Annotated in this window: 25 protein-coding genes, 1 tRNA gene and 1 pseudogene; 13 read left to right on the forward strand and 14 right to left on the reverse strand. The window is 62.8% G+C overall.

Annotated elements, in window-relative coordinates; all coding sequences use genetic code 11:
- Positions 1-76 precede the first annotated feature (76 nt).
- Positions 77-235 carry a hypothetical protein gene (locus tag ABIE28_RS05540; protein ID WP_354060896.1) on the forward strand — a complete coding sequence of 53 codons (159 nt, stop codon included), beginning with the start codon at positions 77-79 and terminating at the stop codon, positions 233-235.
- 75 nt (positions 236-310) lie between these two features.
- Positions 311-1,510, forward strand: coding sequence for a DUF2336 domain-containing protein (locus tag ABIE28_RS05545; protein ID WP_354060898.1), 1,200 nt, complete (start codon positions 311-313; stop codon positions 1,508-1,510).
- On the opposite strand, the gene ABIE28_RS05550 is transcribed toward ABIE28_RS05545, so the two are convergent.
- The 3 genes from ABIE28_RS05550 to ABIE28_RS05560 all read right to left on the reverse strand — a co-directional run bounded on the left by ABIE28_RS05550 (position 1,507) and on the right by ABIE28_RS05560 (position 5,392).
- On the reverse strand, positions 1,507-2,283 hold the full coding sequence (locus ABIE28_RS05550) for an NAD kinase (RefSeq protein WP_354060900.1): 777 nt from the start codon (positions 2,281-2,283) through the stop codon (positions 1,507-1,509). The two genes, ABIE28_RS05545 and ABIE28_RS05550, sit on opposite strands and share 4 nt — an antisense overlap.
- A gap of 106 nt (positions 2,284-2,389) precedes the next feature.
- Positions 2,390-3,118, reverse strand: coding sequence for a sugar transferase (locus tag ABIE28_RS05555; protein ID WP_354060902.1), 729 nt, complete (start codon positions 3,116-3,118; stop codon positions 2,390-2,392).
- 153 nt (positions 3,119-3,271) lie between these two features.
- Positions 3,272-5,392, reverse strand: a complete 2,121-nt coding sequence (locus tag ABIE28_RS05560; RefSeq protein WP_354060904.1) for a GumC family protein — start codon at positions 5,390-5,392, stop codon at positions 3,272-3,274.
- 178 nt (positions 5,393-5,570) lie between these two features.
- Between ABIE28_RS05560 and ABIE28_RS05565 the strand changes: the two genes are divergently transcribed.
- From ABIE28_RS05565 to ABIE28_RS05585, 5 genes are read left to right on the forward strand one after another with little or no spacing between them, the layout of a single operon-like run.
- Positions 5,571-5,897: a hypothetical protein gene (locus tag ABIE28_RS05565; RefSeq protein ID WP_354060906.1), complete on the forward strand. Its 327-nt coding sequence runs from the start codon at positions 5,571-5,573 to the stop codon at positions 5,895-5,897.
- Between the two features lie 30 nt (positions 5,898-5,927).
- Positions 5,928-7,148, forward strand: a complete 1,221-nt coding sequence (locus ABIE28_RS05570) for a hypothetical protein (RefSeq protein WP_354060907.1) — start codon at positions 5,928-5,930, stop codon at positions 7,146-7,148.
- A 13-nt stretch (positions 7,149-7,161) separates the two neighbouring features.
- The gene (locus ABIE28_RS05575) at positions 7,162-7,749 is read left to right on the forward strand and encodes a hypothetical protein (protein ID WP_354060908.1); all 588 of its coding nucleotides are present in this window, start codon (positions 7,162-7,164) and stop codon (positions 7,747-7,749) included.
- Positions 7,718-8,020 carry a hypothetical protein gene (locus ABIE28_RS05580; RefSeq protein ID WP_354060909.1) on the forward strand — a complete coding sequence of 101 codons (303 nt, stop codon included), beginning with the start codon at positions 7,718-7,720 and terminating at the stop codon, positions 8,018-8,020. The genes ABIE28_RS05575 and ABIE28_RS05580 overlap by 32 nt, the downstream gene beginning before the upstream one ends.
- Positions 8,017-8,616 (forward strand): LbetaH domain-containing protein, encoded by a 600-nt coding sequence (locus ABIE28_RS05585; RefSeq protein WP_354060910.1) that lies wholly within the window; start codon positions 8,017-8,019, stop codon positions 8,614-8,616. Before ABIE28_RS05580 ends, ABIE28_RS05585 begins: the two co-directional genes overlap by 4 nt.
- A gap of 1 nt (position 8,617) precedes the next feature.
- On the opposite strand, the gene ABIE28_RS05590 is transcribed toward ABIE28_RS05585, so the two are convergent.
- From ABIE28_RS05590 to ABIE28_RS05600, 3 genes are read right to left on the reverse strand one after another with little or no spacing between them, the layout of a single operon-like run.
- Positions 8,618-9,964 (reverse strand): SGNH/GDSL hydrolase family protein, encoded by a 1,347-nt coding sequence (locus tag ABIE28_RS05590; RefSeq protein ID WP_354060911.1) that lies wholly within the window; start codon positions 9,962-9,964, stop codon positions 8,618-8,620.
- Positions 9,961-10,122, reverse strand: coding sequence for a hypothetical protein (locus tag ABIE28_RS05595; protein ID WP_354060912.1), 162 nt, complete (start codon positions 10,120-10,122; stop codon positions 9,961-9,963). The genes ABIE28_RS05590 and ABIE28_RS05595 overlap by 4 nt, the downstream gene beginning before the upstream one ends.
- On the reverse strand, positions 10,119-10,382 hold the full coding sequence (locus ABIE28_RS05600) for a spike base protein, RCAP_Rcc01079 family (protein ID WP_354060913.1): 264 nt from the start codon (positions 10,380-10,382) through the stop codon (positions 10,119-10,121). Before ABIE28_RS05600 ends, ABIE28_RS05595 begins: the two co-directional genes overlap by 4 nt.
- 105 nt (positions 10,383-10,487) lie before the next feature.
- Between ABIE28_RS05600 and ABIE28_RS05605 the strand changes: the two genes are divergently transcribed.
- The 6 genes from ABIE28_RS05605 to ABIE28_RS05630 all read left to right on the forward strand — a co-directional run bounded on the left by ABIE28_RS05605 (position 10,488) and on the right by ABIE28_RS05630 (position 15,666).
- The gene (locus ABIE28_RS05605; RefSeq protein ID WP_354060914.1) at positions 10,488-11,132 is read left to right on the forward strand and encodes an SGNH/GDSL hydrolase family protein; all 645 of its coding nucleotides are present in this window, start codon (positions 10,488-10,490) and stop codon (positions 11,130-11,132) included.
- 163 nt (positions 11,133-11,295) lie between these two features.
- Positions 11,296-12,279 carry an NAD-dependent epimerase/dehydratase family protein gene (locus ABIE28_RS05610; protein WP_354060915.1) on the forward strand — a complete coding sequence of 328 codons (984 nt, stop codon included), beginning with the start codon at positions 11,296-11,298 and terminating at the stop codon, positions 12,277-12,279.
- Positions 12,276-13,238: an NAD-dependent epimerase/dehydratase family protein gene (locus ABIE28_RS05615; protein WP_354060917.1), complete on the forward strand. Its 963-nt coding sequence runs from the start codon at positions 12,276-12,278 to the stop codon at positions 13,236-13,238. Before ABIE28_RS05610 ends, ABIE28_RS05615 begins: the two co-directional genes overlap by 4 nt.
- Complete coding sequence (locus ABIE28_RS05620; RefSeq protein ID WP_354060919.1) at positions 13,235-14,443, forward strand: glycosyltransferase family 4 protein; 1,209 nt, start codon at positions 13,235-13,237, stop codon at positions 14,441-14,443. The genes ABIE28_RS05615 and ABIE28_RS05620 overlap by 4 nt, the downstream gene beginning before the upstream one ends.
- The gene (locus ABIE28_RS05625) at positions 14,440-15,486 is read left to right on the forward strand and encodes a glycosyltransferase family protein (protein ID WP_354060921.1); all 1,047 of its coding nucleotides are present in this window, start codon (positions 14,440-14,442) and stop codon (positions 15,484-15,486) included. Before ABIE28_RS05620 ends, ABIE28_RS05625 begins: the two co-directional genes overlap by 4 nt.
- 104 nt (positions 15,487-15,590) lie before the next feature.
- Positions 15,591-15,666: transfer RNA gene (locus ABIE28_RS05630), tRNA-Thr, on the forward strand.
- A 43-nt stretch (positions 15,667-15,709) separates the two neighbouring features.
- Here ABIE28_RS05630 and arsH read toward each other — a convergent pair.
- The 8 genes and pseudogenes from arsH to ABIE28_RS05670 all read right to left on the reverse strand — a co-directional run bounded on the left by arsH (position 15,710) and on the right by ABIE28_RS05670 (position 22,692).
- Positions 15,710-16,417: an arsenical resistance protein ArsH gene (arsH, locus tag ABIE28_RS05635; protein WP_354060923.1), complete on the reverse strand. Its 708-nt coding sequence runs from the start codon at positions 16,415-16,417 to the stop codon at positions 15,710-15,712.
- Positions 16,410-16,832 carry an arsenate reductase (glutaredoxin) gene (arsC, locus tag ABIE28_RS05640; protein ID WP_354060925.1) on the reverse strand — a complete coding sequence of 141 codons (423 nt, stop codon included), beginning with the start codon at positions 16,830-16,832 and terminating at the stop codon, positions 16,410-16,412. Before arsC ends, arsH begins: the two co-directional genes overlap by 8 nt.
- A gap of 3 nt (positions 16,833-16,835) precedes the next feature.
- Complete coding sequence (locus ABIE28_RS05645) at positions 16,836-17,219, reverse strand: ArsR/SmtB family transcription factor (protein WP_354060927.1); 384 nt, start codon at positions 17,217-17,219, stop codon at positions 16,836-16,838.
- A gap of 167 nt (positions 17,220-17,386) precedes the next feature.
- Positions 17,387-18,319: an energy transducer TonB family protein gene (locus ABIE28_RS05650; RefSeq protein ID WP_354060929.1), complete on the reverse strand. Its 933-nt coding sequence runs from the start codon at positions 18,317-18,319 to the stop codon at positions 17,387-17,389.
- Positions 18,316-18,774, reverse strand: a complete 459-nt coding sequence (gene exbD, locus ABIE28_RS05655) for a TonB system transport protein ExbD (protein ID WP_354060931.1) — start codon at positions 18,772-18,774, stop codon at positions 18,316-18,318. The genes ABIE28_RS05650 and exbD overlap by 4 nt, the downstream gene beginning before the upstream one ends.
- Positions 18,774-19,721, reverse strand: a complete 948-nt coding sequence (gene exbB / locus ABIE28_RS05660; RefSeq protein WP_354060933.1) for a tonB-system energizer ExbB — start codon at positions 19,719-19,721, stop codon at positions 18,774-18,776. Before exbB ends, exbD begins: the two co-directional genes overlap by 1 nt.
- Positions 19,722-19,796: 75 nt before the next feature.
- Positions 19,797-21,833, reverse strand: a complete 2,037-nt coding sequence (locus ABIE28_RS05665; protein ID WP_354060935.1) for a TonB-dependent receptor domain-containing protein — start codon at positions 21,831-21,833, stop codon at positions 19,797-19,799.
- Positions 21,834-22,199: 366 nt separating this feature from the next.
- Positions 22,200-22,692, reverse strand: a pseudogene (locus ABIE28_RS05670) (YidB family protein).
- Positions 22,693-22,711 lie beyond the last annotated feature (19 nt).

Below are 22,711 nucleotides of genomic sequence, written 5' to 3' on the forward strand. Positions count from 1 at the left end.
GAACTGTTAACGAATTGGTCTTTCTAGTGTCGGAGCTGATCACAGCATGCCGGAACGGGATTTCAGGGGGACTGATATGCGTCAGACAAGCGTCGCCAACACCAATGCTGCCGCTATCGGCCTGCCGCGCGGCTGGGTGATCCTGGGCTCTGCACTGGCCAGCTGGGCCATTCTTGCCAGCGTGTGGTTTGGCGCCACGCAGATGTTTTCGTTCCTGATGGCAAGTATCGGCTGACACGAATTTGTTATGGTGAACCGTTCCTTAAATCTTCGGGCCTAGGTTGAACTCCGCCGATCTGCGGAGTCCGGAATGGTTGCGTATCAAGAGTTCGTTTCGATGTCCCGTTCGCCTGACAGCGACAAGAGGGGCAATGCCGCCCATCTGATGGCGCTGGCTTATCTCAATCACTCAGGACCCGCTGATGAACAGGCTGCGCTTTACGCGGCGCTGATCGGATTTCTGGACGACCCCTCGGTAAAGGTGCGCGCGGCGCTCGCCTATGGCCTGCTGCATTCGACGGCTGCGCCGCGTCCGATTATGCTAGCATTGCTGCACGATAGCGCCGTGATCGCGCGTGCGGTGATGCAGTATTCGCCAGTACTGATCGAGGCTGACCTGATGGGTCTGGTACCGGCCATGGACCTGTCCATGTTGGTTGCGGTTGGGCAGCGCACCACGATCAGCGCGCGATTGGCCGGGGCCGTTCTGGCGCGTGGCCATGATGCGGTGACGCTGCGGATTTTGCGCCGACATGACATTTCGCTCGATGCGGCGCGGCTCAATGAACTGACGGTGTTGCTGGCCGACCGGCCGGAGATGCGCGGGGCGCTGTTGAGCCGCAAGGACTTGCCGGCGGCGGCGCGGTTGCTGCTGGTGCAGAAGGTTTCGGATGCGCTGCGCGGGGCGAGGATCGTCAAGGGCGCGCTGGCCCAAGATCGGCTATGCCGCCTGCTGCGCGATAGCTGCGACACGGCGCTATCGGCGATTGGCGAGCGCGAAGCGGCGCGGGCCGGGGCGGACTATGTGTCGGACCTGATCGTGACCGACCGGGTCAATACGCGCGTGCTGTTGCATGCTGTTGTCACCGGTCATGTGATGTTTTTTGCCGATTGCCTGGCCGAACTGGCGCAGACGCCCAAAGCCAAGGTTTTTGCGCTGCTGGAGCGCGGCAGCCGGGCAGGGCTTAATGCGCTGCTGGCGCGATGCGGCATGAGCGAGGGTGTGCGCAACCTTCTGGCGCGGCTGGTGATGCATGCGCGGGCCAGCGATCTGGCCGATGATGCGGCGGCGCGGCACTATGTGGTGACGGCACTGACCGAAGAGCTGATCGCCGAGCATGGCGGGGAAATCCCGCATGATCTGGAAGATGCGTTTGCCTATCTGAGCGAGCAGAATATTCTGCTGGCCCGCAAGGCGGCGCGTGGCGTGATGGCGGCGTTTGCCGACGAAGTGGCGGTGGGCAAGACCCTGCCAGTGCCAGAAGCGCGACTGGCGCTGCCAGCCGCCTAAAAGCGGAACTGCTCGCTGAGGACGCGTTCTTCAAGGCTGGTGCCTGGATCAAACAGCAGCGTGACGCCGTGCGTGCGATCTTCGCGGACGGTGACTTCCTGCACGTTCTGGAATTCGACATTGTCGGCCACGGCGCTGACCGGGCGCTTGGCGATTTCACGCGTGATGAAGCGCACCACGGCGCGGTTCGACAGGATTGCGCCACGCCAGCGGCGCGGGCGGAACGGCGAAATTGGGGTGAGCGCCAACAGTGGCGCTTCGATCGGCAGGATCGGGCCGTGGGCCGAGAGGTTATAGGCTGTCGAGCCGGCGGGCGTTGCAAGTAGGACGCCGTCGCAGACCAGCTCTTCAAGCCGCACGTCGCCATCGACGACGATCTGGATCTTGGCCGCCTGATAGGTCGAGCGGAACAGCGATACTTCGTTGAGCGCGAGTGCGGTCTGGATATTGCCGGACTCGTCCTTGACCTGCATTGAGAGCGGATAGATGCGCGTGCGCTGCACGACGCCGAGGCGGGCGACCAGGTCGTCTTCGGAAAAGGCATTCATCATGAAGCCGACCGAGCCGAAATTCATGCCATAGACCGGAACGCCGGTGCGCATGACCCGGTGCAGGGTTTGCAGCATGAGGCCATCGCCGCCCAAAGCGACAACGACATCGGCATCGTCAATATTGTGATCGCCATAGCGCGCACGCAGCCGGGCCGCGGCGGTGTCGGCATCCGGCGTGCCATTGGTCACAAAGCAGATGCGCTCGGCGGTTTGAGTGGTCAAGACCGGTCTCCAGACAGGAATGGGCGCTTGCCTAACACGGGAAGGGGGTGGGGGCCAGCACTGGCGCAGGGGGCGGGGCGACGGCAGTTCGTCGCAAGGGGCGCGGCTAGACGGCGTTGCCGCCGATGAACTCATTGCGCAGGGTTAGCCAGATGCATTTGAGATCGAGCCAGACGCTGTAGTTCTGGATGTAGGCAATGTCGTGCTCGACGCGGGCAATAGCGTGTTCGCGGGAGGCGACTTCGCCGCGCAAGCGATTGATTTGGGCCCAGCCGGTGACGCCGGGCGGCATGGCAGTGCGCATGGCATAATAGGGCACAAGTTCAGCATAGGGCGTGCCGTTGACCAGCATGCCGGGGACGTGTGGGCGCGGGCCGACCATGGCCATATCGCCACGCAAGACGTTGAACAGCTGCGGCAGCTCATCAATGCTGGTGCGGCGTAGCAGGCGGCCGATCGGGGTGACGCGGTCATCGCCGGCGGTGGTGTGCTGAATGCCGGTGGTGTCGCTGCGGTCGGCATACATCGAGCGGAATTTATAGATGTGAAACGTGCCGCCGCCGACGCCGGTACGGGCCTGGCGGAACAGGACGGGGCCACGGCTGCTGAGCTTGATGGCGAGGGCGACGAGGATCAGGAGCGGCGCAAGCGCGATGATGCCGAGGAGCGACAGCAGGATGTCGCTGGCGCGTTTAGCGAGCAGGGCGGACCGACGGTTTTCCAAAGACAAGGGTGCGGCGCCGGCCCAGGACAGCGGCAAGCCACTGTGCAAGGTCTGCGGTGCATCCGGGGCGGACGCATAGGGTAGCTTTGGGTGCCAGTTTTCTACGGTCACTTGTGTCTTTTCCAGCCGCGGACACGGAAGAATCTGCGGCAGCTCGATGGGAACTTATCGGCTTGGTAGTGGGCCGACCAAGAGCGCTGTTAATATGTGGTTAACGACGTTGGGTCGGTTGCATTTGATTAAAATACGCCCGGTTTGCGGGCGTTACGCGGTAGTCTGGTCTTGCTCGCCATAGGCGGCCCGGTACGATCCCTGATTGAGCTCCTGCTGGTTGAGAATGGCGATGGTGGGCACGCTGCGCCCCCCCGCATCGAACAGTGCGGCGAGGGCTGTGCGTACCGATGACTGGGAGGTTCTGGACCACTTTACGACGAACGCGATGAGGTCGGCCTGATGAGCGACATAGAGCGCGTCGGCGATGGTGCCGGCCGGGGGCGTGTCGAGGATGATGATCTCGAAATTCTGGCGGGCCTGAGCGATCAGTTCGGCGAAGGTTTTGCCGCTGAGCAGTTGATCAGTGGGAAACTCGCTTTGGCGCGCCCCGAGCAGAATAGTGGCGTCGGAGAGGGTGTCCTTGGCGACGATGCCAGCGAGGGCGGGGCCGCTGGCGCCGACGGTCAGATATTCAAGGAGGCCGCGATTGGGTTCGAGGCCGAGCTGATGATGGAGACTTGGTTTGCGCAGGTCGCCGTCAACGACGAGCGTAGAGCGCCCGGAGAGGGCGTAGGAGCGCGCGAGGGCGAGAGCGAGGCTAGATTTGCCCTCTTCGGCGGTTGCGGATGTGACCATGATCAGCTTGCCCTGAGCGGTGGTTTGGCTCGGTTCGCGCAGGACCTGATCGACCATTGCGCGCAGGCGGCGGACGGACTCTGCGAACAACGACAGCTGGGAATGGACCATGAAATCGGCGACGCTGAGCTGATCGTCTTCGATCGGACGCCTGGGCACAGCGAGCGCGCGTTGTACTGGCAAGGCGCCGCTGAGCTGCTGCTCATTGGTGAAGCCGCCGACATAGCTGTCGTAGAGCAGGGCGACGCCCAGACCGAGGCCGATGGCGGCGATCAGGGCGATGATGAGGATGATCGGGCGGTTGGGGGCAGTGGGCGTGATCGGGACGGTGGCGGCGGAGACAACGCGGCTGTCGGCGAGTTGCAGGTCGGCTTGGGCAGACAGTTCCTGACTGCGCTGCACTAGGGTTTGGTACTGGGCGCGGGCGAGTTCGGCGCCTTGTTGCAGGTCGAACAGATTGGTCAGCACATCGGCCGGGAGCGGGCTGGCGAGAGCGGCCTGCCGAACCTGCTGTAGCAGGGCGGTTTCGATGCTTTTGTCGTGCCGGACGAGGGCGTTGAGCGTGTCGATTTGCGTGGTGGCTTCGGTGCGGAATTCGGTTTCGATCTGGGAGAGGGTGCCGCGCAGCGCGGTGGCGGCCGGGCTGGCGTCGTCTGCGTTGGCGAGGGCTGCTGCGGTTTCGGCGCGGCGGCGTTCGATATCCGCGAGAGTGGCGGTCTGGAGGGTGGCGGCGACGGCGGCGAAGTTGCTGGTCTGGAGGCTCGACTGGGCGGCTACCGACGCCTGTTCGTTGGCGGTGCGGCTGGCGAGGACCTGGCGGATCTGGATGCGGAGGGCAGCGATGGTGCCGCCGTCATCTTCGTTGGCAATGCGGGTGATGGTGTCGTCGACAAAACTGTCGAGGGCGCGCTCGGTGGATTGGAGTTCGGCGCGGGCCTGGGCGACGCGGGCATTGATGGTTTCGCCGCCGGCGAGGACGCTATCGACCTTGGCCTCGATCTGGGCGGCGACATAGGCCGTGGTGATCGCGTTGGCGAGGCGGGCAGCATCGTCGGGTGACGGCGAGCGGACGGCGACATCGATGAGGAATGTCGCATTGCGGCGGTGGACGGTGACGGCGGCGCGAAGGTCGTTCAGCGCTTGGGCGGTGCGGATGTCTTCAGACGCGGCGATGGAAGGGGTGAGGCGCAGGGCATCGGTGAACTGGCGAAGCGTGCTGGGATTGGCGTCCTGCGCGCGCGTCAGGTTTTGCGCATCGACCACGCGGCGCAGCACATTGTCGGAGGCGATGATTTCGACTTCGCTGTCGATGCGGGCATTGTCGCTACTGGAACTGGTGGGATCGGTCGCGGCCGAAAGCAGGTTCTTGGTGGCGGGGTCGACCATGACCAGCGCGCTGGCCGTGTAGGTCGGCGGCAGGGAGAAGGCGATGATGATCGCCAGCAGGAAAATGCCCAGTGCCGTCGCCAGGATCAAGCGCAGCTGGCGGCGAACCAGATTGAACAGAGCATGGAGTTCCAGTCCCGCGTCCTGCATCGCGCCCCCTGTTTTGCGGCCGTGCCCGGCCCCCAACCTGGTTAATATGCGTATGAAAATTATCCTATTACAAGAGGGCTCGTTTTCAGGGGCGGGATTGACGAGACGGCAATCTGCAGGCTGAATTCACCGCGGTTGTCGCGCCGCTGCCGGCCGACATGCCGCAGGGGAAGAGCAGATGGCCTTTCAAACCCGATCTCGAGAGCGTGACCAGACGACCGACATCAACCGCTATCGCACGCTGCTGCTGGCGGTGGAGCGGTCGGTGGACGAGGTGCGCAAGGAACGCGAGGGGCTGCAGCGGCGGCTGGACGAACACCTGCTGCGGGCATCGTCGATTGTCGATAATTCGGGTGCGTTCGGCTCGCGCGATCCACAGGATGAGAAGGACATCGAGGAGTCCGAACGGCAGATCCAGTGGGTGCGGCAGCGGCTGGGTGAGCTTGAGCGGCAGAGTAGTGAACTTGATGGCGTGCGGGCGCAGGTGTCGGGCCTGCTGGGCTAAACGCGATGTCGTGTGGGGGCGCACGGGAGAATGGCGGCGGACGAGGGCAGCGGTGAGGGTTCGGCGGTGCTCGTGAGGGCGTTCGGCGCGCTGCTGTTTGTGCTGATCTTTCTGCAGAAGTTTGCGGTGAGTATGGGCGGCGCGCAGATCAGCGTGATCGTCCCGTGCGTTCTGGTTTTCCTGATTGTGGCAGCGCGTGTGAGGGGGCTGCAGCTGCGGCCGCTGCGGCTGGTGGCCTATCTCGGTTTTCTGGGGCTGGGCGCGCTGAGCCAGCTTTGGGTGGCGCGGGATATCTCACTGATGAGCTTTTTGGCGCTGCTGGTTCTGTATCTGCCGCTGGTGTTTCAGCTGAGACTGGACGAGCAGGAGTGGCGCGGTGTGTTGGGGATTTTCCAGCGCATGATGGCGGTGGTGGCTGGCGTGGTGCTGTTGCAGGTGGGCTGGCAGTTGGCGTTTGGGTGGACGTTGAGCCTTGAGCGGGTGGTGCCGGCGGGGCTGTTGCAGCAGGGCTTTGTCTATGAGCCGGTGGTAGCGGACGGCGCCTATATGCGGCCCAATGGGCTGTTCTTTCTCGAGACCTCGTTTGTGTCGATGTTTCTGGCTTTGGCGCTGATCATCGAGATTGCGCAGGACCGGAAGGCGTGGCGGCTGGCTTTGCTGGCGGTGGCGCTGGGGGCGAGTTTTGGCGGGACTGGCTATGTGATGCTGGCCGTTGCGGTGCCGTTCTTGGTGGCGAAGGTGCCTGCGAGGACGGCATTGTGGCTGCTGGCGTTAGGGGCGGCGGGCCTCGCTGTGGCCTATTCGCTTGGGGCGCTGGATGCTGTTCTGGCGCGCGGTGATGAGTTTTCGCGCAGCGATAGCAGCGGCTATGCGCGGGTGGTGCTGCCGTTTCTGCAATTGGTTGAGGCGTTGCAAGGGGCGGTCAATCCGTTCAGTGCCTATGGGGCGGGCAATGCGCCGACAGCGCAATCGAGCGCCTGGCCAGTGGTGAAACTGACATTTGAATATGGCGTGTTGGCGACCACCTGCCTGATGGCGCTGATCTGGGGCGCCAGTTATCGGCGCGACCGGCTCTATCTCTGCGTGCCGCTGTTGACCGCGTTCAACTTCACCGGTGGCTATCTGCACAACCCGGTGGTGACGGGGCTGTTGTTCGCGCTGTGCGCGCTACCGGCGGTGGGGGTGCGTGGGAATATTTACTCCAAATCAACCATGACACCTCGACAGAACTGGGCCGCTGCGCTCTCTTAGAGATGGGGGCGCGATGTCGGTCATAATCGTGACGGCGGCAGATGATGCGTATTTTGGGCTAGCCTGGGCGATGATTGCGTCCGTGCGGGCGGCGGGTGGTCGTTCGGTGTCTTTCGGACTGATGGACCTGGGCCTCAAGTCTGAACAGCGGGCGTCGCTGGCCGAGAACAACGTGCAGGTGGTGACGCAGACGACGGGGCTGGCGCGGGCGGACGGGCTGCGGTTTCCAGCAGCTGAGATGGGCTATCTGGCGCGGCCGTTTTTGCGCGAGAATTTCCCCGGCCACGAGGTCTATGTGTGGCTCGATGCCGATAGCTGGGTGCAGGACGCCGAGGGCTATGAGGGATTGGCCCAGGCGGCGCGGCAGGTGGGCGCGGCGGTGGTGGCCGAGACCGCGCATGAATATCGCTTCTGGCCATGGCTGCTGGGGTGGCGGGCCAAGCACTATGTTTTTGGCTACGGGCTGACGCGTGGCATCAGGCTGTGGCTGCGACCGCAGATCAATAATGGGGCGTTTGCGCTGACGGCGGGGGCGCCGCATTGGGCGGTGTGGCAACACTATTATCAGGATGCACTGGACCGGGCGCGCTGCGCCGCATGACCAGTTTGCGCTCAATGCGGCGATCCATCTTGAGAACCTGCCGACGCGGTTTATGGAGCCGACCTATAACTGGATCTGCGATCTGGCGACGCCGAAGTGGGACGCGGAGCTGGGGCGGTTTGTGCGGCCGGTGGCGCCGCATCGGCCCATTCATGTGATGCATCTGGCGGGGCCTGCGAAGGCGCGCGAGTTCGATGTGGATGTGATCGGCGGCGGGGGGCGGCGGGGCAAGTTGCTGTTTGGCGCGACCTATAGCGAGACTGCGCCATGAGTCAGGTGCTGGAGGCCAGCAGGACCAATCCGCGGGAGGGCGGGGCGAGCTTTCCGCTGCGGCATCGGGCGTTTCGGGCGCTGTGGAATGTGACCTGGGCGCTGCTGGCATCGTGGACGCCGCCGCCGCTGCATGGGTGGCGTCGGTTTTTGCTGCGGCTGTTTGGGGCGAAGCTGGCGCCGACGGCGCGGGTCTATGGCGGGGCTAGGGTGTGGTATCCACCCAATCTGGAGATGGGCGCGCATAGCGTGCTGGCGGCGCGGGCCAATTGCTACTGCATGGATAGGGTGAGCATCGGCGCCTACGCGGTGGTCTCGCAGGGGGCGCAGTTGTGTGGTGGCACGCATCTGATCGACGATGCGCACTTCCAGCTCATCACCAAGCCGATTGTGATCGGGGCTAATGCCTGGATCGCGGCCGAGGCCTTTGTTGGGCCGGGCGTGGTGGTTGGCGAGGGGGCGGTGCTGGGCGCGCGTGGGGTGGCGTTCAGCGATCTGGAGGCGTGGGGCGTTTATGCAGGTAACCCCGCGAAGTGGCTGCGAAAGCGTAACGATACGGTGACGGGTGGGGCGGGGGCTTTCGCCCCCGAACCTTAGATCAATAGACGTTTGCGCGGCGGATGGCCGGTCGTCCGAGGCGCACGGTCAGTGACACGCTCGATGACGGCTTGCAGGTGATGCGCCAGCCGCAGACGAGGCCCCAGCTGTTTGGCGGCACACGGCAATCGGGGGTGATGGCGAAGAGGGCATTGGCCCCGGTATAGTCGCCAGCGGGGAGTTCGCCGCCAGAGCCGAACTCGATGAGCCCATCATCGCCGCCATTGGGCGAGCCGGCGCCGCAATGGAAATCGAAGTTCTCGATGCCGGTAAAACCGGGGGCGATCTCGGCCAGGGCGATGAGTTGGATGAGGTCGCCGCCAGCGCTGCCGAGGGGGGCGTGGTCTTGTGGTGGGCGGATCTGGACGATCTGGCTACCGGTGGACGTGGTGCCGGAGAGGGTCAGCTGCACCCAGCGGGTGCCCTCGGCATCGGTGACGATGGAAAGGATCTGGTTGATGCCAGACATGCCGTAGGACTCGATGGTCCAGCCGGTGGGCAGGGTGCCGGCATAGCCTGCCGGGACGGTGCCATCGCTACCGGTGGCGAGGGCATTGGAGGAGAGGTTGCCGGCCGGGTTGTTGGTGGCGTGGTAAGTGTCGCTGGCGCCTACAGCGGTGCGATAGCGTGGTGAGCCAAGCCAAGGTTCGAGTTCGGCTGCGATCTGGCCGCTGACGTCATGCCAGAATTTGGCGTTCAAATGGAGGCCATCGACGGTGTAGCCTGGGTTCATATCGCCCTCTGCCGAATTGGGCATGGCCGATTGGGCGAAGAGGTCGACCACCCGGACGCCGGGGAGCAGGCCGACATGGCTGACGAGCCAATGGTTGTAGTCATGCCAGAGCGACAGGCTGGCGCCCGTCAGCCGTACGCCGGTGAAATAGGTCGTGCCGCGGGCGGTGCCGGTCAAAACCAGAACCTGCCAGCCGGCTGCCAGTAGGTCTTTGATGCCCGAGAGCAGCGCAGCCTTGTCGGCGGCTTGCGTCGTCGCGTTGGTCCAGCCGCTGGCATTGTTGGTGCCGATCATCAGCATGACCACGCGAGTCTGGAGGGCTTTTTGGCGGGACTGCAGCAGCGCCGGAATCTGGCTGGTGACCAGATTAGCGATGGTTGCGCCGTTTTGGGCAAAGCACAGATCGGCCGAAAAACGGGCGCGGCCGCGCAGGCGCGATTGCACATGCGAAGCGGGGCCGGCCCCCTGCATGAAGGTGTTTTGCCCGACCGCACCATTGGGCGCGAGGGTGAACATGGCGCGGAAGTTGCTATCGCCGATGGTGGCGATTTCCACCGGGCCGTAGCCGGGCAGGGCTTCGTTGAGAGCGACGCCGGGCATTGAAATTGTGCTCATGGGCGCACCGCCTTAATGGCCGAGAGCGTGGTGCCACGGGCGTGATGGACCAGTTCATTGCGCCCGTTTCGGGGCACGAACAGGTAGCCGAAGTCGGCCTTGGGGCGCGGTGGGCCGATGAGTGTTTGGCGCGAGATATTGAGGCTGATCCACATCATACCAGTCCGATCATGTTGGTGGCGGTGGTGCCGGTGGCCAGCACGCGGGTGGCGCGGATCGGCAGGACCTGGCCAGTGGCGAGGCCGATGAAAATGACCGTTGCGCCCGAGGTTAGGGTGGCGGCAATATCGCCGCCAGCGCCGCAATAGATGGCGCGCGTGGTTTCGCTGAGATCGGTTGCGTCGCTGGGCGCAATGGGGAAGGCGTGCGAAGCTGGCGCATCAAAGCCCGCTGCTGTTGATTGAAATCTGTCCTGCATGGTTCTCTTCCAAAGATGGGATTGGGAAATATGCGGCCAGGGGTCGGCGGCAGGGATAAGCGGGACAAATCGGGTTTGGGTCGGCGGTGGGGCGGCGGACTGGCGATGAAGCGTAGGGATTTTCTGCTGGGCGGTGCGACTGCTGCGATGCTGTCGACGGGGCAGGCGCGGGGCAGCCAGCCGTTCGGGATTTCATGCTTTGGCGACAGCCTGACCGAGGGCGGCGTTCTCGAGAACTGGGTGACGGATCGCTATCCGAGCCAGTTGCAGAGCTATTATCCGGATCGCGTGGTCAGCAATTTCGGCATGGCGGGGCAGCCGTCGCAGGTCGTTCTCGGGCGGTTTCGGGCCGAGTTTGCGCGCCACTCGCTGGATACGCATGTGATCTGGTCGGGCATCAACAATTTCTGGCAGCCCGATGCAGTGATGGCCGATCTCGACGCCATGGTGGAGGCGCTCGGGCTGTCCGGTTTCGGTCATGGTCGGGTGGTTGTTCTGACGGTACTGAACAGCGCTCGGCAGGGAGTTGGCACGGCTGAGTATGAGCAGGTGGTGGCGCTCAATACCAGTATTGCGGCGCGTTTTGGCGATCATGTGCTGGATATTCGTAACCTGTTGGTTGCGGCTTCAGGTGGCGAAAACGACGCGATCAACCCGACCTGGACATCGGATGGACTGCATCCGACCGGCGAGGCAAATGCCTTTATTGCCGGGCAGGTGCGCGACTTTATCGACCGCCGGGGCTGGTAGGCTTTTCGGCCGCCTGCGCAAAGTGCTTGCAAAAGTTACCGCGAAATTAATTATAGGAGCTGCGGGAAAATACGTACCCTTGGGTTCGATCCCGTTTGGCTTGGGGGGAAGCCGGCCAACCGAACGACGTAGTACGTTTTTTAGCGTTTTATGTGAGGTGTCGGTGCGCAGTGTTCTGGTGCTGGGGGCGGGGGGCTTCATCGGCAGTCATCTGGTCAGGCGGCTCAAAACCGAGGGGTTTTGGGTGCGCGGGGTTGATCTGAAGTTTCCGGACTTCAGCGCGACCGAGGCCGATGACTTCGTGATTGGAGACCTGCGCGATGGGGCGGTTGTCGACAGGGTGATCGACCGCCGATTTGATGAAATCTATCAACTGGCGGCCGACATGGGCGGCGCCGGCTATGTTTTTAGCGGCGAGCATGACGCCGAAATCATGCACAATTCGGCCAGCATCAATCTCAATGTGGTCGACCGGGCGCAGAAACGGAACATCCGGCAGGTGTTCTATTCGTCGTCGGCCTGCATGTATCCGGCCTATAATCAGGCCGATCCGGACAATCCCAATTGTGCCGAGTCTTCGGCTTATCCGGCCGCGCCGGACAGCGAATATGGTTGGGAGAAGCTGTTCTCGGAGCGGCTGTATCTTGCCTATAACCGTAACCACGGCATGACCAATCGGGTGGCCCGGTATCACAATATTTTCGGGCCGGAAGGCACCTGGCAGGGCGGCAAGGAGAAGGCGCCGGCCGCTGTGTGCCGCAAGGTGGCGATGGCGGCCCATGATGGCGAGATCGAAATCTGGGGCGATGGCAGCCAGACGCGGTCATTTCTCTATATCGATGAATGCCTTGAAGGCACGTTGCGGCTGACGCGGTCGGGATTTGAGGGGCCGGTCAATGTCGGGTCGGACGAGATGGTCAGCATCAATCAGCTGGTCGATCTGGTGGCCGATATCGCGGGCAAACGGCTGCACAAGAAGCATGTGCCGGGGCCGATCGGCGTGCGGGGGCGCAATTCGGACAATCGGCTGATCGAGCGCGAGCTGGGCTGGCGACCGTCGCAATCGCTGCGGGTTGGGCTGGAGGCCACCTATGGCTGGATCGAGGCACAGGTGCGGAGCAATAGCGCGCCGCCGGTGTCGCCGTGAGCAGGACGGCTGTGATCTTCGGCGGTTGCGGATTCTTCGGCACGCATATGGCGCGGGCGCTGTCGGCTGATCCTGAAGTTGGAAGGATCGTCTTGGCGGATATTCAGCCGCCGCGCGAGCTGGCGGCGAAGGCTGATTATGTGATCTGCGATGTGCGCCAGCCGATTACCTTCCCCACGCAAGGGCCGGTGGAGATTTACAATTTTGCGGCGGTGCATACGTCGCCGGGGCCTGCGGATTGGGAGTATTTTTGGACCAATGTGGCCGGGGCGACAAATGTGTGCCGGTTCGCGGAAGCGATTGGGGCGCGGCGGATCGTCTTCACCAGTTCGGTTGGCGTTTATGGGCCGCAGGAGTGTCTGGTCGACGAGCGGACCACGCCGCGGCCGGTTACGGCCTATGGCAAGTCCAAGCTGCTGGCCGAACAGATCCATGAGGATTGGCAGGCGCGATCAGGTGATCGGCGGCTGCTGATCGTGCGGCCAGCGGTGACATTTGGCGAGGGTGAGCGGGGCAATTTTGAACGGCTGGCGAGCGTGCTGCGCGAGCGGCGGTTCGTTTATCCAGCACGCAAGGACACTGTGAAGGCCTGTGCGCCGGTGGAGGAACTGGCGCGGAGCATTGCCTTCATGGCGCAGTTCGACGAGCCAGTATTGCGCTATATTTTTGCCTATCCGGACCGCACGACCACCGAGGCGATCAATCGAGGGTTCGGCGAGGCTGCGGGCTATGCCATGCCGAGGCTGGTGCTGCCTGAAAAGCTGATCATGGTCGCGGCGTTTGGCTTTGAAGTGCTGGGCAAGGTGGGAGTGCGGACAGCGATCAACCGGGAGCGTGTACGCAAGCTGATACGATCCACCAATGCCTATCCGCATGAGTTGATCTCGCGGGGTTTTGCCTTTGAAATCGGGCTGGCCGAGGCCTTGCGGCGCTGGCAGCAGAGCAGCGATTTCCGATGAGCAAGATGATCCTGCACGACTATGGCGGGCATCCGTTTACCGGCCAGTTGGCGCGCGCCCTGGCGGCGCGGGGCAATGCAATGGTCTATGCGTGGTTCGCTGGCTTTTCCGGGCCGAAGGGGCGGATGGGCGGTGTCGAGCACGCTGGATTTCGGGCGGTGCCACTGGATATTGGTGGGCCGTTCGACAAGGACAATCTTGTCAGGCGCGGGCTGCAGCAGCGGGAATATGCCCGCGTTGTCGCCGCTTTGGTGCTGCAGGAGCGGCCCGACGAGGTGCTGTCAGCCAATGCGCCGATCGAGGTTCAGGAGGCGTTGCAGCGGGCCTGCGCACGCGTCGGCGCGCGGTTCGTTTTTTGGCTGCAGGATATTCATAGCGAGGCGATTGGCCGGATTATCGGCAAGAAAAACGATGGCCTAGGGAAGCTGGCGGGCACCTATTTTCGCGCGCGTGAGCGTCGGGTTTTGCAGGCGAGCGACGCAGTTATCGCAATAGCGGATGCGTTCCTCGATGTGCTGGGTGGCGAGCCCTGGCGGATGGATACGGCAGGAATGGAGGTCATCGAAAACTGGGCGCCGCTTGAGGATATTCCGCTGTTACCGCGAGACAATGACTGGGCGCAGGCAAACCTGCGGCCAGCGCAAAAGCGGATCGTTTACACGGGGACATTGGCGCGAAAGCACAATCCGGATTTGTTGCTGTATCTGGCGCGCAATCTGGAGGCAGATGTGTACCTGTTCTCGGAAGGCAGCAGCGCGGATCATGTGAGTGCGGTGGCAGCGAGCGAAGGGCTCGACAATATGATTGTGCGGCCTTGGGTCGACGTGGACGATCTGCCGAGCGTTCTGGCTTCCGCCGATATTTTGTACGCGGTTATTGAGGAGGACGCCGGCGTATTCTCGGTACCGTCCAAGGTGCTGTCCTATCTGGCGGCGGGGCGGGCGATATTGGGATCCATTCCTACAAACAATCTCGCCGCCCAAACCATCTGCCGCGCCGAGGCGGGCAGGGTAGTGGCACCGGATGACGTCGACGGCCTGTTGCGTGACGCGCGGGCGTTGCTCGGCGATGACGCCGCGCGCGCCGAGATGGCCAGCAACGCGCGCGCCTATGCCGAGCGGACATTCCACATTGCCAACATCGCGGGGCGCTTTGAAGACGTTCTCAACGAGCGGGTGGGGCAAACAAAACTGGCCGCCGAATGAAGCGGATTTTGTGGGTCGGCAAAGCTGCGGAAAGCGGCGAAGCGGGCGACGAAATCTATGATCGAAAGATGATCGCCGCGCTGCGCGCACTGGGCCATTCGGTGAGCCACGTGGCGCCCCGACGGGTCAGCGCAGTGCGTGAGTTGGCCAATCTTGTCCGAGGCGTGCCGCATTATCGCAGTCGCTATCAGACCCGCCACAATGTTGATCTGGTTCGGCAGGCGAGCCGGGAGTGCGAGGTCGCCATTTGCTCGTGGGAGCCGTTTGACATGTTGGCCTGTCAGCTGGACTGTCCGACAATCCCGATCCTGCACAATGTTTCCAGCAGCGCCTTGCCGGCTGCGTTCCCGAATAGTCTGATCGCGAAGGCGCTGGCCGGTCGCGCCGAAAGCTGGGAGCGATTGGCGTATTCCTCCGGGCGGTTCCACGCGATCGGTGTGCTGTCGCTGGCAGATCGGGACCGCCTCCAGCAGCTCGCGCCACACGCTAATGTTGTGCACCTACCGCCGGGGTTGCCGCCGGTGGTGCCGCTCGCGGCTGATGCCGTTTTCCGGTCCGATATCATTGTATCTGGCACCTATGACTGGCGACCAAAACGCCGCGATATCATCGCGTTTGCCAGAGAATACGCGGCCAGCGGGGCACGGTGGCCAGTCTACGCCGACAAGCTCCCGAATGAGGCGGCTGTTCTGCTATCGCCGCGACTTCTAGGAGCACTGACCGCTGACGCTGCGATCAGGATCGGCATGGTTCCAGACCGTTTTGTGGCTGGTCACAAGCTCAAGGTGGGCAGCTACATCGCCGCCAACGCCATTCCGCTGTCGATGGTGGATATCTGGAGCGAGTTGGGAGAGGGACCAGATGACCCCTTAGTGCGCCGACTGAGCAGTATTTCCGAAATCGGGAATCATGTCAGGGCGTTGGAGGCAATTCCTGCCGATACGCTTCGAGGCCGATGGCTGGAGTTCCAGGCGAAAACTGCCGAGAAATTCTCCTGGGAGCGCTCTGCCGCGAGCCTTTCACAGCTCGTTGCGTCCGCTTGAGCGGGGCGGTTTTCCGCTTGGACACAAGCAAACCCTGTGGAAGCTTTACAACGACCATGGTTTTCGTTGCCTGCCCCGTCGACTAATGCTATGCGCGTCCCGTTGCCGGTATAGCTCAGTTGGTAGAGCACCTGATTTGTAATCAGGGGGTCACGGGTTCGAACCCTGTTGCCGGCACCACCTTCCACACATCAGTTCTCGATCACGACTGGTCTCGTCGTCGCTAGATGGATTTGAGGCCGACTCTCTCCTCCAGTTTGGCGGCGGCTTCTTTGCGTTCGCTGTAGCGGGAGGTGAGGTAGTTGGCGGCGGGGCGGTTTAGGAGGGTGAATTTGACGAGTTCTTCCATCACGTCGACGACGCGGTCGTAGTAGGACGACGGCTTCATGCGGCCGGCTTCGTCGAATTCCTGCCAGGCTTTGGCAACGGAGGATTGGTTGGGGATGGTGACCATGCGCATCCAACGACCGAGGACGCGCATATGGTTGAGGGCGTTAAAGCTCTGCGAGCCACCGGAGACCTGCATCAGGGCAAGCGTACGCCCCTGGGTGGGACGGACGGCGCCGCCGGGCAGGGGTATCCAGTCGATCTGGGCTTTGAGGACGGCGCTCATGGCGCCGTGGCGTTCGGGGCTGGTCCAAACCTGACCTTCTGACCAGACCATTGCTTCGCGCAGTTCCTGTACCTTGGGATGATCGTCGGGGGCGTCGTTGGGCAAAGGCAGGCCATTGGCATGGAATATGCGTACCTCGGCCCCGAATGCTTCGAGCAGGCGTTGGGCTTCGAGCGTCAGGAAACGGCTATAGCTGCGCTCGCGCAGCGAGCCGTAGAGCATCAGGATGCGTGGTTTGTGGGTGTAGCCGGACTGCGATAGGGCGGCGGCGTCGGGGATGCGCACGGCGCTGGCGACGAGATTGGGTAGTTCAGACAATACGCTTCCCTTCAGGAGAAATGATCACGTCGCCGTCTTCCTTGGTGAAGGGGCCGATGTTTGGGTTTTCGAGAAGATCGAGCACCGCTTCGGAAGGTCGGGAGAGGCGGACGCCTTTGGCGGTGACGACGAAGGGGCGGTTGATGAGGATGGGGTGGGCCAGCATCGCGTCGAGCAATTGGCTGTCGCTCAAATCCGGGTTGCATAGCGAGAGTTCGTCATAGGGCGTGCCTTTTTGGCGGATTGCGGCGCGAACCGACAGACCGGCCTCGGCGATCAGCCAGACAAGCTTTTCGCGGGTTGGTGGATTGGTCAGGTAGTCGATGATTTCAGGCTCGACGCCGCTTTGGCGGATCATGGCGAGCGTGTTGCGAGACGTGCCGCATTCGGGATTGTGGTAGATTGTGACGGACATGGATCAGGCCAACTGTTTTGCGTCAGGTGCGCATTTTGGATCGCAGGGCGAGGCGGCGGACAGGATGTCGGCGACGGTGGCGCTGACGCCCGGATTGCCCTGGCAGCAGTCCTGCACGAGAAACAGCACGAGATTTTGCATGGCGCTGAGGTCGGCGGTGTAGATGATCGAGCGTCCGTCACGGCGTGAAGTGATCAGGCCGGACCGCTCCAGGATCGCCAGATGGGTGGACATGGTGTTGGACGGCGTGCCGATGATGCGGGAGATTTCGCCGGCAGGGAGGCCTTCTGGTCCCTCGGTGACGAGGGCGCGGAAGGTGGCCAGGCGGGTTTCCTGCGCCAAAGCCGACAGCATGGCGAGATGGGGCAGTGAAACGAGATTGGCCATTGTCGTCTCCATCGGCTGATATTCGTTGTTTCCGGAATAATCGAAATGAAAGGATTCGACAATAGTTATTTCGATAGTTCTCGAAATGAGGTGTGGTTAGCCGCGCGATGTTGTCAGGGCCTTGGTTAAGCCCTGACCTTGTGGCTATCGTCCGGTTAGACCTACGCCTAGCGGATCTGGAACCGTACTGGGACCGTCAGGGTAAGCTGGCCGTTGACGAGGCCAGCGGGAGGGACTGGGACGGGTGAGGCGCGGTTGATCATCTCGAGCGTCGCCTGATCGAGGGCGGGGTGGCCGGACGTGCCCGAGACGCGGGCGTTGAGGACGCGGCCGTTGGCGTCGATGGTGAAGGTGAGCTGTGCCGTGCCCTGTTCGCGCCGTTGTACCGAGGTGTTTGGATAGCGACGGTTGCGGTCGAGATGGGCCATCAGCGTCGCCTGCCACTTGGCCGGCGAGACCGATGGCGCAGGCGATGGCTGGGCGGCAGGCGGCGGCGCTGCTGGCTTTTCTGCGGGAGCTGCAGCGCGGGGGGCGCTGGCGGTTGATTGCTGCTGGGTGGGCGTTGGCGGCGTCTGTTTGCGACGGTCGGCCAGACGCGGCGACATGGCTACCGGCAATGGGACGGCGGGATCAATTGCCTCGACCAGGTCGGGCACGACTTCTTCTTCGGGCTCTGGCTCGGGAACAGGTTCTGGCTCAGCCTCGGGTTCGGGCAGGGGCTCTACCTCTGGCTCGATCTCTGGTTCAGGTTCGATTTCCGGCTCGGGTTCGGGCTCAGGTTCGACCTGAGGTTCAGGTTCCGGTTCGGGCGTGATTTCTTCCGGTTCCGGGGGCGCTTCCTGCTCCATTGAGGCGGGCGTGAGGTCAGGGCCCAGGTCAAGTTCTTCGGGCGACATGAACTCTTCCGCCAGATCGATCATGATCGCGGGCTCTCCGCCACCGGCCATTTCCATGGCTTCGACAGGACGCGTGCTGAACCAATAGAGCGCGCCGCCCTGCAGGGCGACGACCACGAACAGTGCCCCGGCCCAAAGAGCCGCATCGCGGCCGGAAAGACCTTCAAGCGAGCTGGTGCCGACGCGTTCCCCAGCCCTGGTCACTGGGCCACTCCCACGACAGGTGCTGCTGCAGGGGCGATGGTTTCCAATCCGACCAGGGCAATCTTGAGGTAACCGGCCTGCCGCAACTGGTTCATCAGCGCCATGAGATCGCCATAGGCGACGACTTCATCGGCGCGGAGGAAAATGCGGGCTTCCTTGTCGCCGCTGGTGACCACGTCGAGCGCTGGACCGATGCCGTCGCGTGTCACAACGTTATCGCCTACGGCGACGCTAAGGTCGGGCTTGAGGGTGACGTAGAGCGGTTTGTCGGGGCGTGGCTGTGGCGTTGCCGTCGAGGCCGGGAGGTCGACATTGATATCCACGGTGGCCAAAGGGGCGGCCACCATGAAGATGATCAGCAGGACCAGCATGACGTCGATGAACGGCGTGACGTTGATCTCGTGGCTTTCCGTCAGGTCATCACCATCGGATGACTCTCTTACGCTCCCGGCCATCAGTTGCCCCCAGCCGTGCGGGTGGCATCTAGATCGCGGGAGACCAGGCGTTCAACGCCGCTCGCTGCATCGCCGAGCAGTTGGCGATAGCCTGCAATGGCGCGCGAGAAGGCGTTGTAGATGACCACTGCGGGGATGGCGGCGACCAGTCCGATGGCGGTTGCCAAGAGGGCCTCGGCGATGCCGGGGGCCACGATGGCCAGATTGGTGGTCTGGGATTCAGAGATGCTGATAAAGGAATTCATGATGCCCCACACCGTGCCGAACAGGCCAACGAAGGGGGATACGGAACCGACCGTCGCGAGGATGCCGGTGCCGCGCGAAATGCGGCGGCCTGCTGCCAGCTCGATGCGGCGCAGCCGCGAGGAGACGCGTTCCTTAAGACCATCGCCGGCATCCGGCGTTGCGGCGCTGCCGGTCATCTCCAACTCTTCCTTGGCGGCGCTGAGCAGCAGGGCACCAATGCCCCGGCGTTTGCCCAAAGTGGCGACAGCGTCGTCCAGTGTGCGCGATCCGGTGATGACGCTGCGGGCCTTGCGCACGCGGCGCTTTGCGCCAGCGAGTTCAAGTATTTTGGCAACGAGAATGGTCCAGGTGACGAGCGAGGCCACCGCCAGACCGATCATGACGCCTTTGACGACCCAGTCGGCCTGCATGTACATGCCGTATGGGGAAAGATCATGCGGCAGTGCTGCGGATGGTACGGCGTAGACGGTTGGTTCTGGTGCTGTAGCTGGTGCGTCGGGTGTGACGACCTCAACGGGCGCGGGCGTTTCGGCCGGTGCTGGCGTTGGCGGCTCCACGGCTTCCGGCTGTTGTTCGACGACGGGCGCCGGCGTCGTTGGCACTTCCTGCGCTGAGGGGGCCGCGACCAGCCCAAGCCAGGCCGCCGTCAACAATGGGTAGAAAAAGCGTGCCGTCGGGCGACGTACTGGGCGATGCAACATGTAATCGACCTTCCGGGAAATAACGAAAATGGCGTCTCTCCGGTGGGAGAGACGCTGGACTTTTTTGGCGTGGTCTTAGAACTTGGCGGTGGCCGAGACGAACACGCTGCGGCCTGCCTCGCGGAAGAAGGAGTCAGTGCTTGGCTGGGTGTCGAAGATGTTGTTGACGCCACCGCGCAGTGTGAGGTTGTCGTTCACATCATAGGCCAGCGAGGCATTGACCAGCGCATAGGGCTCGACAACGGAAGCCACAAAACCCGTTGGGCCAGAGGCCTTGCTGACCTGCTCGCTGAAGTAATCGAGCGAGGCCGACAGCGACAGCTGCTCGGTTGCCTGCCAGTCGATCGAAGTGTGGAACGACATGGCTGGTTCAGCGGCGAGCGGCAGGCCGGTCGAGACGTTGACGGCTTCGAACAGGTAGGTGAACGAGCTGGTCCACGACAGGTCTTCCATCAGCGGCACGGTGAGGCCGCCTTCGATGCCCGAGGTGCGGGCCTGCTGCACGTTCATGCGGCCAACGATCGGACGCCCGCTTGGCTCATAGCCAAGCAGCTCACCGATGATGATCTTGTTGTCGATCTCATTGTAGAAATAGGTGAGGTTGGCTGCCCAGCCATCGCGCTCAAAATTGGCGCCGATTTCCCAACTGTCGCTGGTTTCTGGCTGCAGGTCTGGATTGCCAGCCATCAGGCAGCCGCCCGGGCCGGTGATGCCACCGCAACCGCGGCCGCCGGACGGAGCGAGGAAGCCGACATCAAGCTCGCGCAGGCCGGGAGCCTTGAAGCCCTGCGACCAGCCGCCCTTGATCGTCAGATCGTCGGTCAGCGAGTAAACCAGATAAGCGCGCGGCGAGAGATGCGAGCCGAACTTTTCGTGCTGGTCCAGGCGCAGGCCGGTGGTCAGGGCCAAAGAGTCGGTGAGGCTTATATTGCTTTCGGCGAACACGGCGCCGCTCAGCAGTTCTGCCACCGGCGAGGCGTTCGGATTGAGCGGGCTTGGCTTGCCCAGATTGACAGGATCTTCGAGACGTTCGTGGCGAAGGCTGCCGCCGACGGTCAGATGCTGTGGCCAGATCAGGTCGAAGGGAATGACCAGCTTGCCGTCCAGTTCGCTGCCCTGGAACGTGATCGACTGGGCGCCCTTGTTCTCGGTGTATTCGGTCATGCCGGTGATGGTCGAAGTGCCAAAGCCCCAGTCGCCGACATGGCGGAGCGAACCGGCAATGCGCTGCACTTCGGTTGGGTTGGTGGTGGGCACGCCGCCGACATCGACGAACTCGACATAGTCCTGCTTGCCGAGCGAAAGCTCGGCATCGATGACGTGGTTGGCGTCTGGCGTAAAGGTCAGGCGGCCCGTCAGATCGTAGCTATCAACGCCGCGCTTGCCGTCAACGCCGGCGAGGGTGTCGTTGTCCGGGGAAGTGCTGCTGATGCTGCCGAAGCCGGTGAAGGCGAGGGTGTTGTCGATCAGCGGAGCGCTGACATAGCCGCTGAGCTTACGCGCGCCACCCGTGATGCCATCGGTGGGCATCACGACTTCAGCGGTGACCGAACCCGAGACCGCCTGGCGATCTTTCTTGGTGATGATGTTGACGACGCCGCCCATGGCGTCCGAGCCATAAAGGGTCGACATCGGGCCGCGCACCACCTCAATGCGCTCGATGGCTTCCACTGGCAGCCAGTCGAGATCGCCATTGTAGTGGCGAAGGAACGAGTTGGCGCCGGCGACGCGCTTGCCGTCGATCAGGATGAGCGTGTAGCTTGACCCCAGGCCGCGCAGGGAAATGCCCTTGGTGCCATTGCTGCCGTAACCGACATTGACGCCGGGTGAAGTGCGAAGCGCCTGCGTGATATCGGTGGAGCCATGCTTGGCGAGATCCTGATTGCTCACCACCGAAATGCTGGCGGGCGCATCACGCGTGCTGGTGGACACCGAAGAGGCCGAAACCACCAATTCCTGCAGCACCAGCGTATCGCCGACGACAACATAGACCTCGGTATCTTCAGGCGTCGCAACTTGTGCCAGTGCCGTGCCGGCCAGCAAAGCCAGCGTTAAGGTCGTTGCACCCAGGATTTTGAAGGGGCGGAAAACGGTCTTCGGATCGAGGGGCATTGTGGCGGCTCCGTGGCAAAAATAGGACTAACGTCCGGAGCGCCTAGATAAGATGACGGAACGAGTCAACTTAACGATTTGAGAGATCGGTCTGCAAAAAGCCTGATACCCGCAGATATTATGACAAAACCAGTCGTCTTGGTGCGTTGCAATGTCGCACCGTGGTTTTGAACGAGGGGGCGCTGGGGCGTTGGAATGCGATTCTGATGGTTCGTTAACAGAGTTTTAAGCCAATCCGATTCGGCGGCCCCTGGTGACTGCGGAGAGGGCGAAGCTTGGAAGGTCGTTGCGCGCCTCTTTGGGCATAGAAAAAGGCCCGCATTTGGCGGGCCTTTTGGAGCTTGGAAAACTACTGCGCGAGAGCGCCTATGACGAGGTAACGCGATTGCGGATTTCGTCGTCGGTGGACGGGAAGTTGCCCTCCGGAGTGGCGCGGTCGACGGCATCAGGAATGGCCTTGGACAGGCGGGCCAACAGGTCGTCGTAGGAAAGGCCTGTCTGCTGGGCGATTGCTCAGCGTGTCCTTGCCAATCGCGTTCTCGACCTGATTGGAGGTCAGGCCCTGCGTGGGTACGCCGGGGGTGATCCAGGAGTCCGCCTGCGCCTGGTGGCCGGAGTTGCGGAAGGTGTCCAGCAGGTCATTGAGCCCACCCATCAGGGAGCCGCCGACATTGTTGGCTGTCTGGCCGACGACCTGACCAGCCTGGTTGACGGTGGAGCCGAGATTGCCGGTGCTGCCCGGCAATTGGCCCGCACCGGCGTTGCCGAGCATCTGGCCAAGTTTGTCGCGGTTTTGGTACCCAGCCACGGCGACCAGTCCCAGAAGCGCAAGTAGAGAAGGCATCCCATTGTTTGCCATATCAATTCTCCTCTTGAAA

It is taken from the genome of Devosia sp. 2618 (assembly GCF_040546815.1).
Classification (GTDB): domain Bacteria; phylum Pseudomonadota; class Alphaproteobacteria; order Rhizobiales; family Devosiaceae; genus Devosia.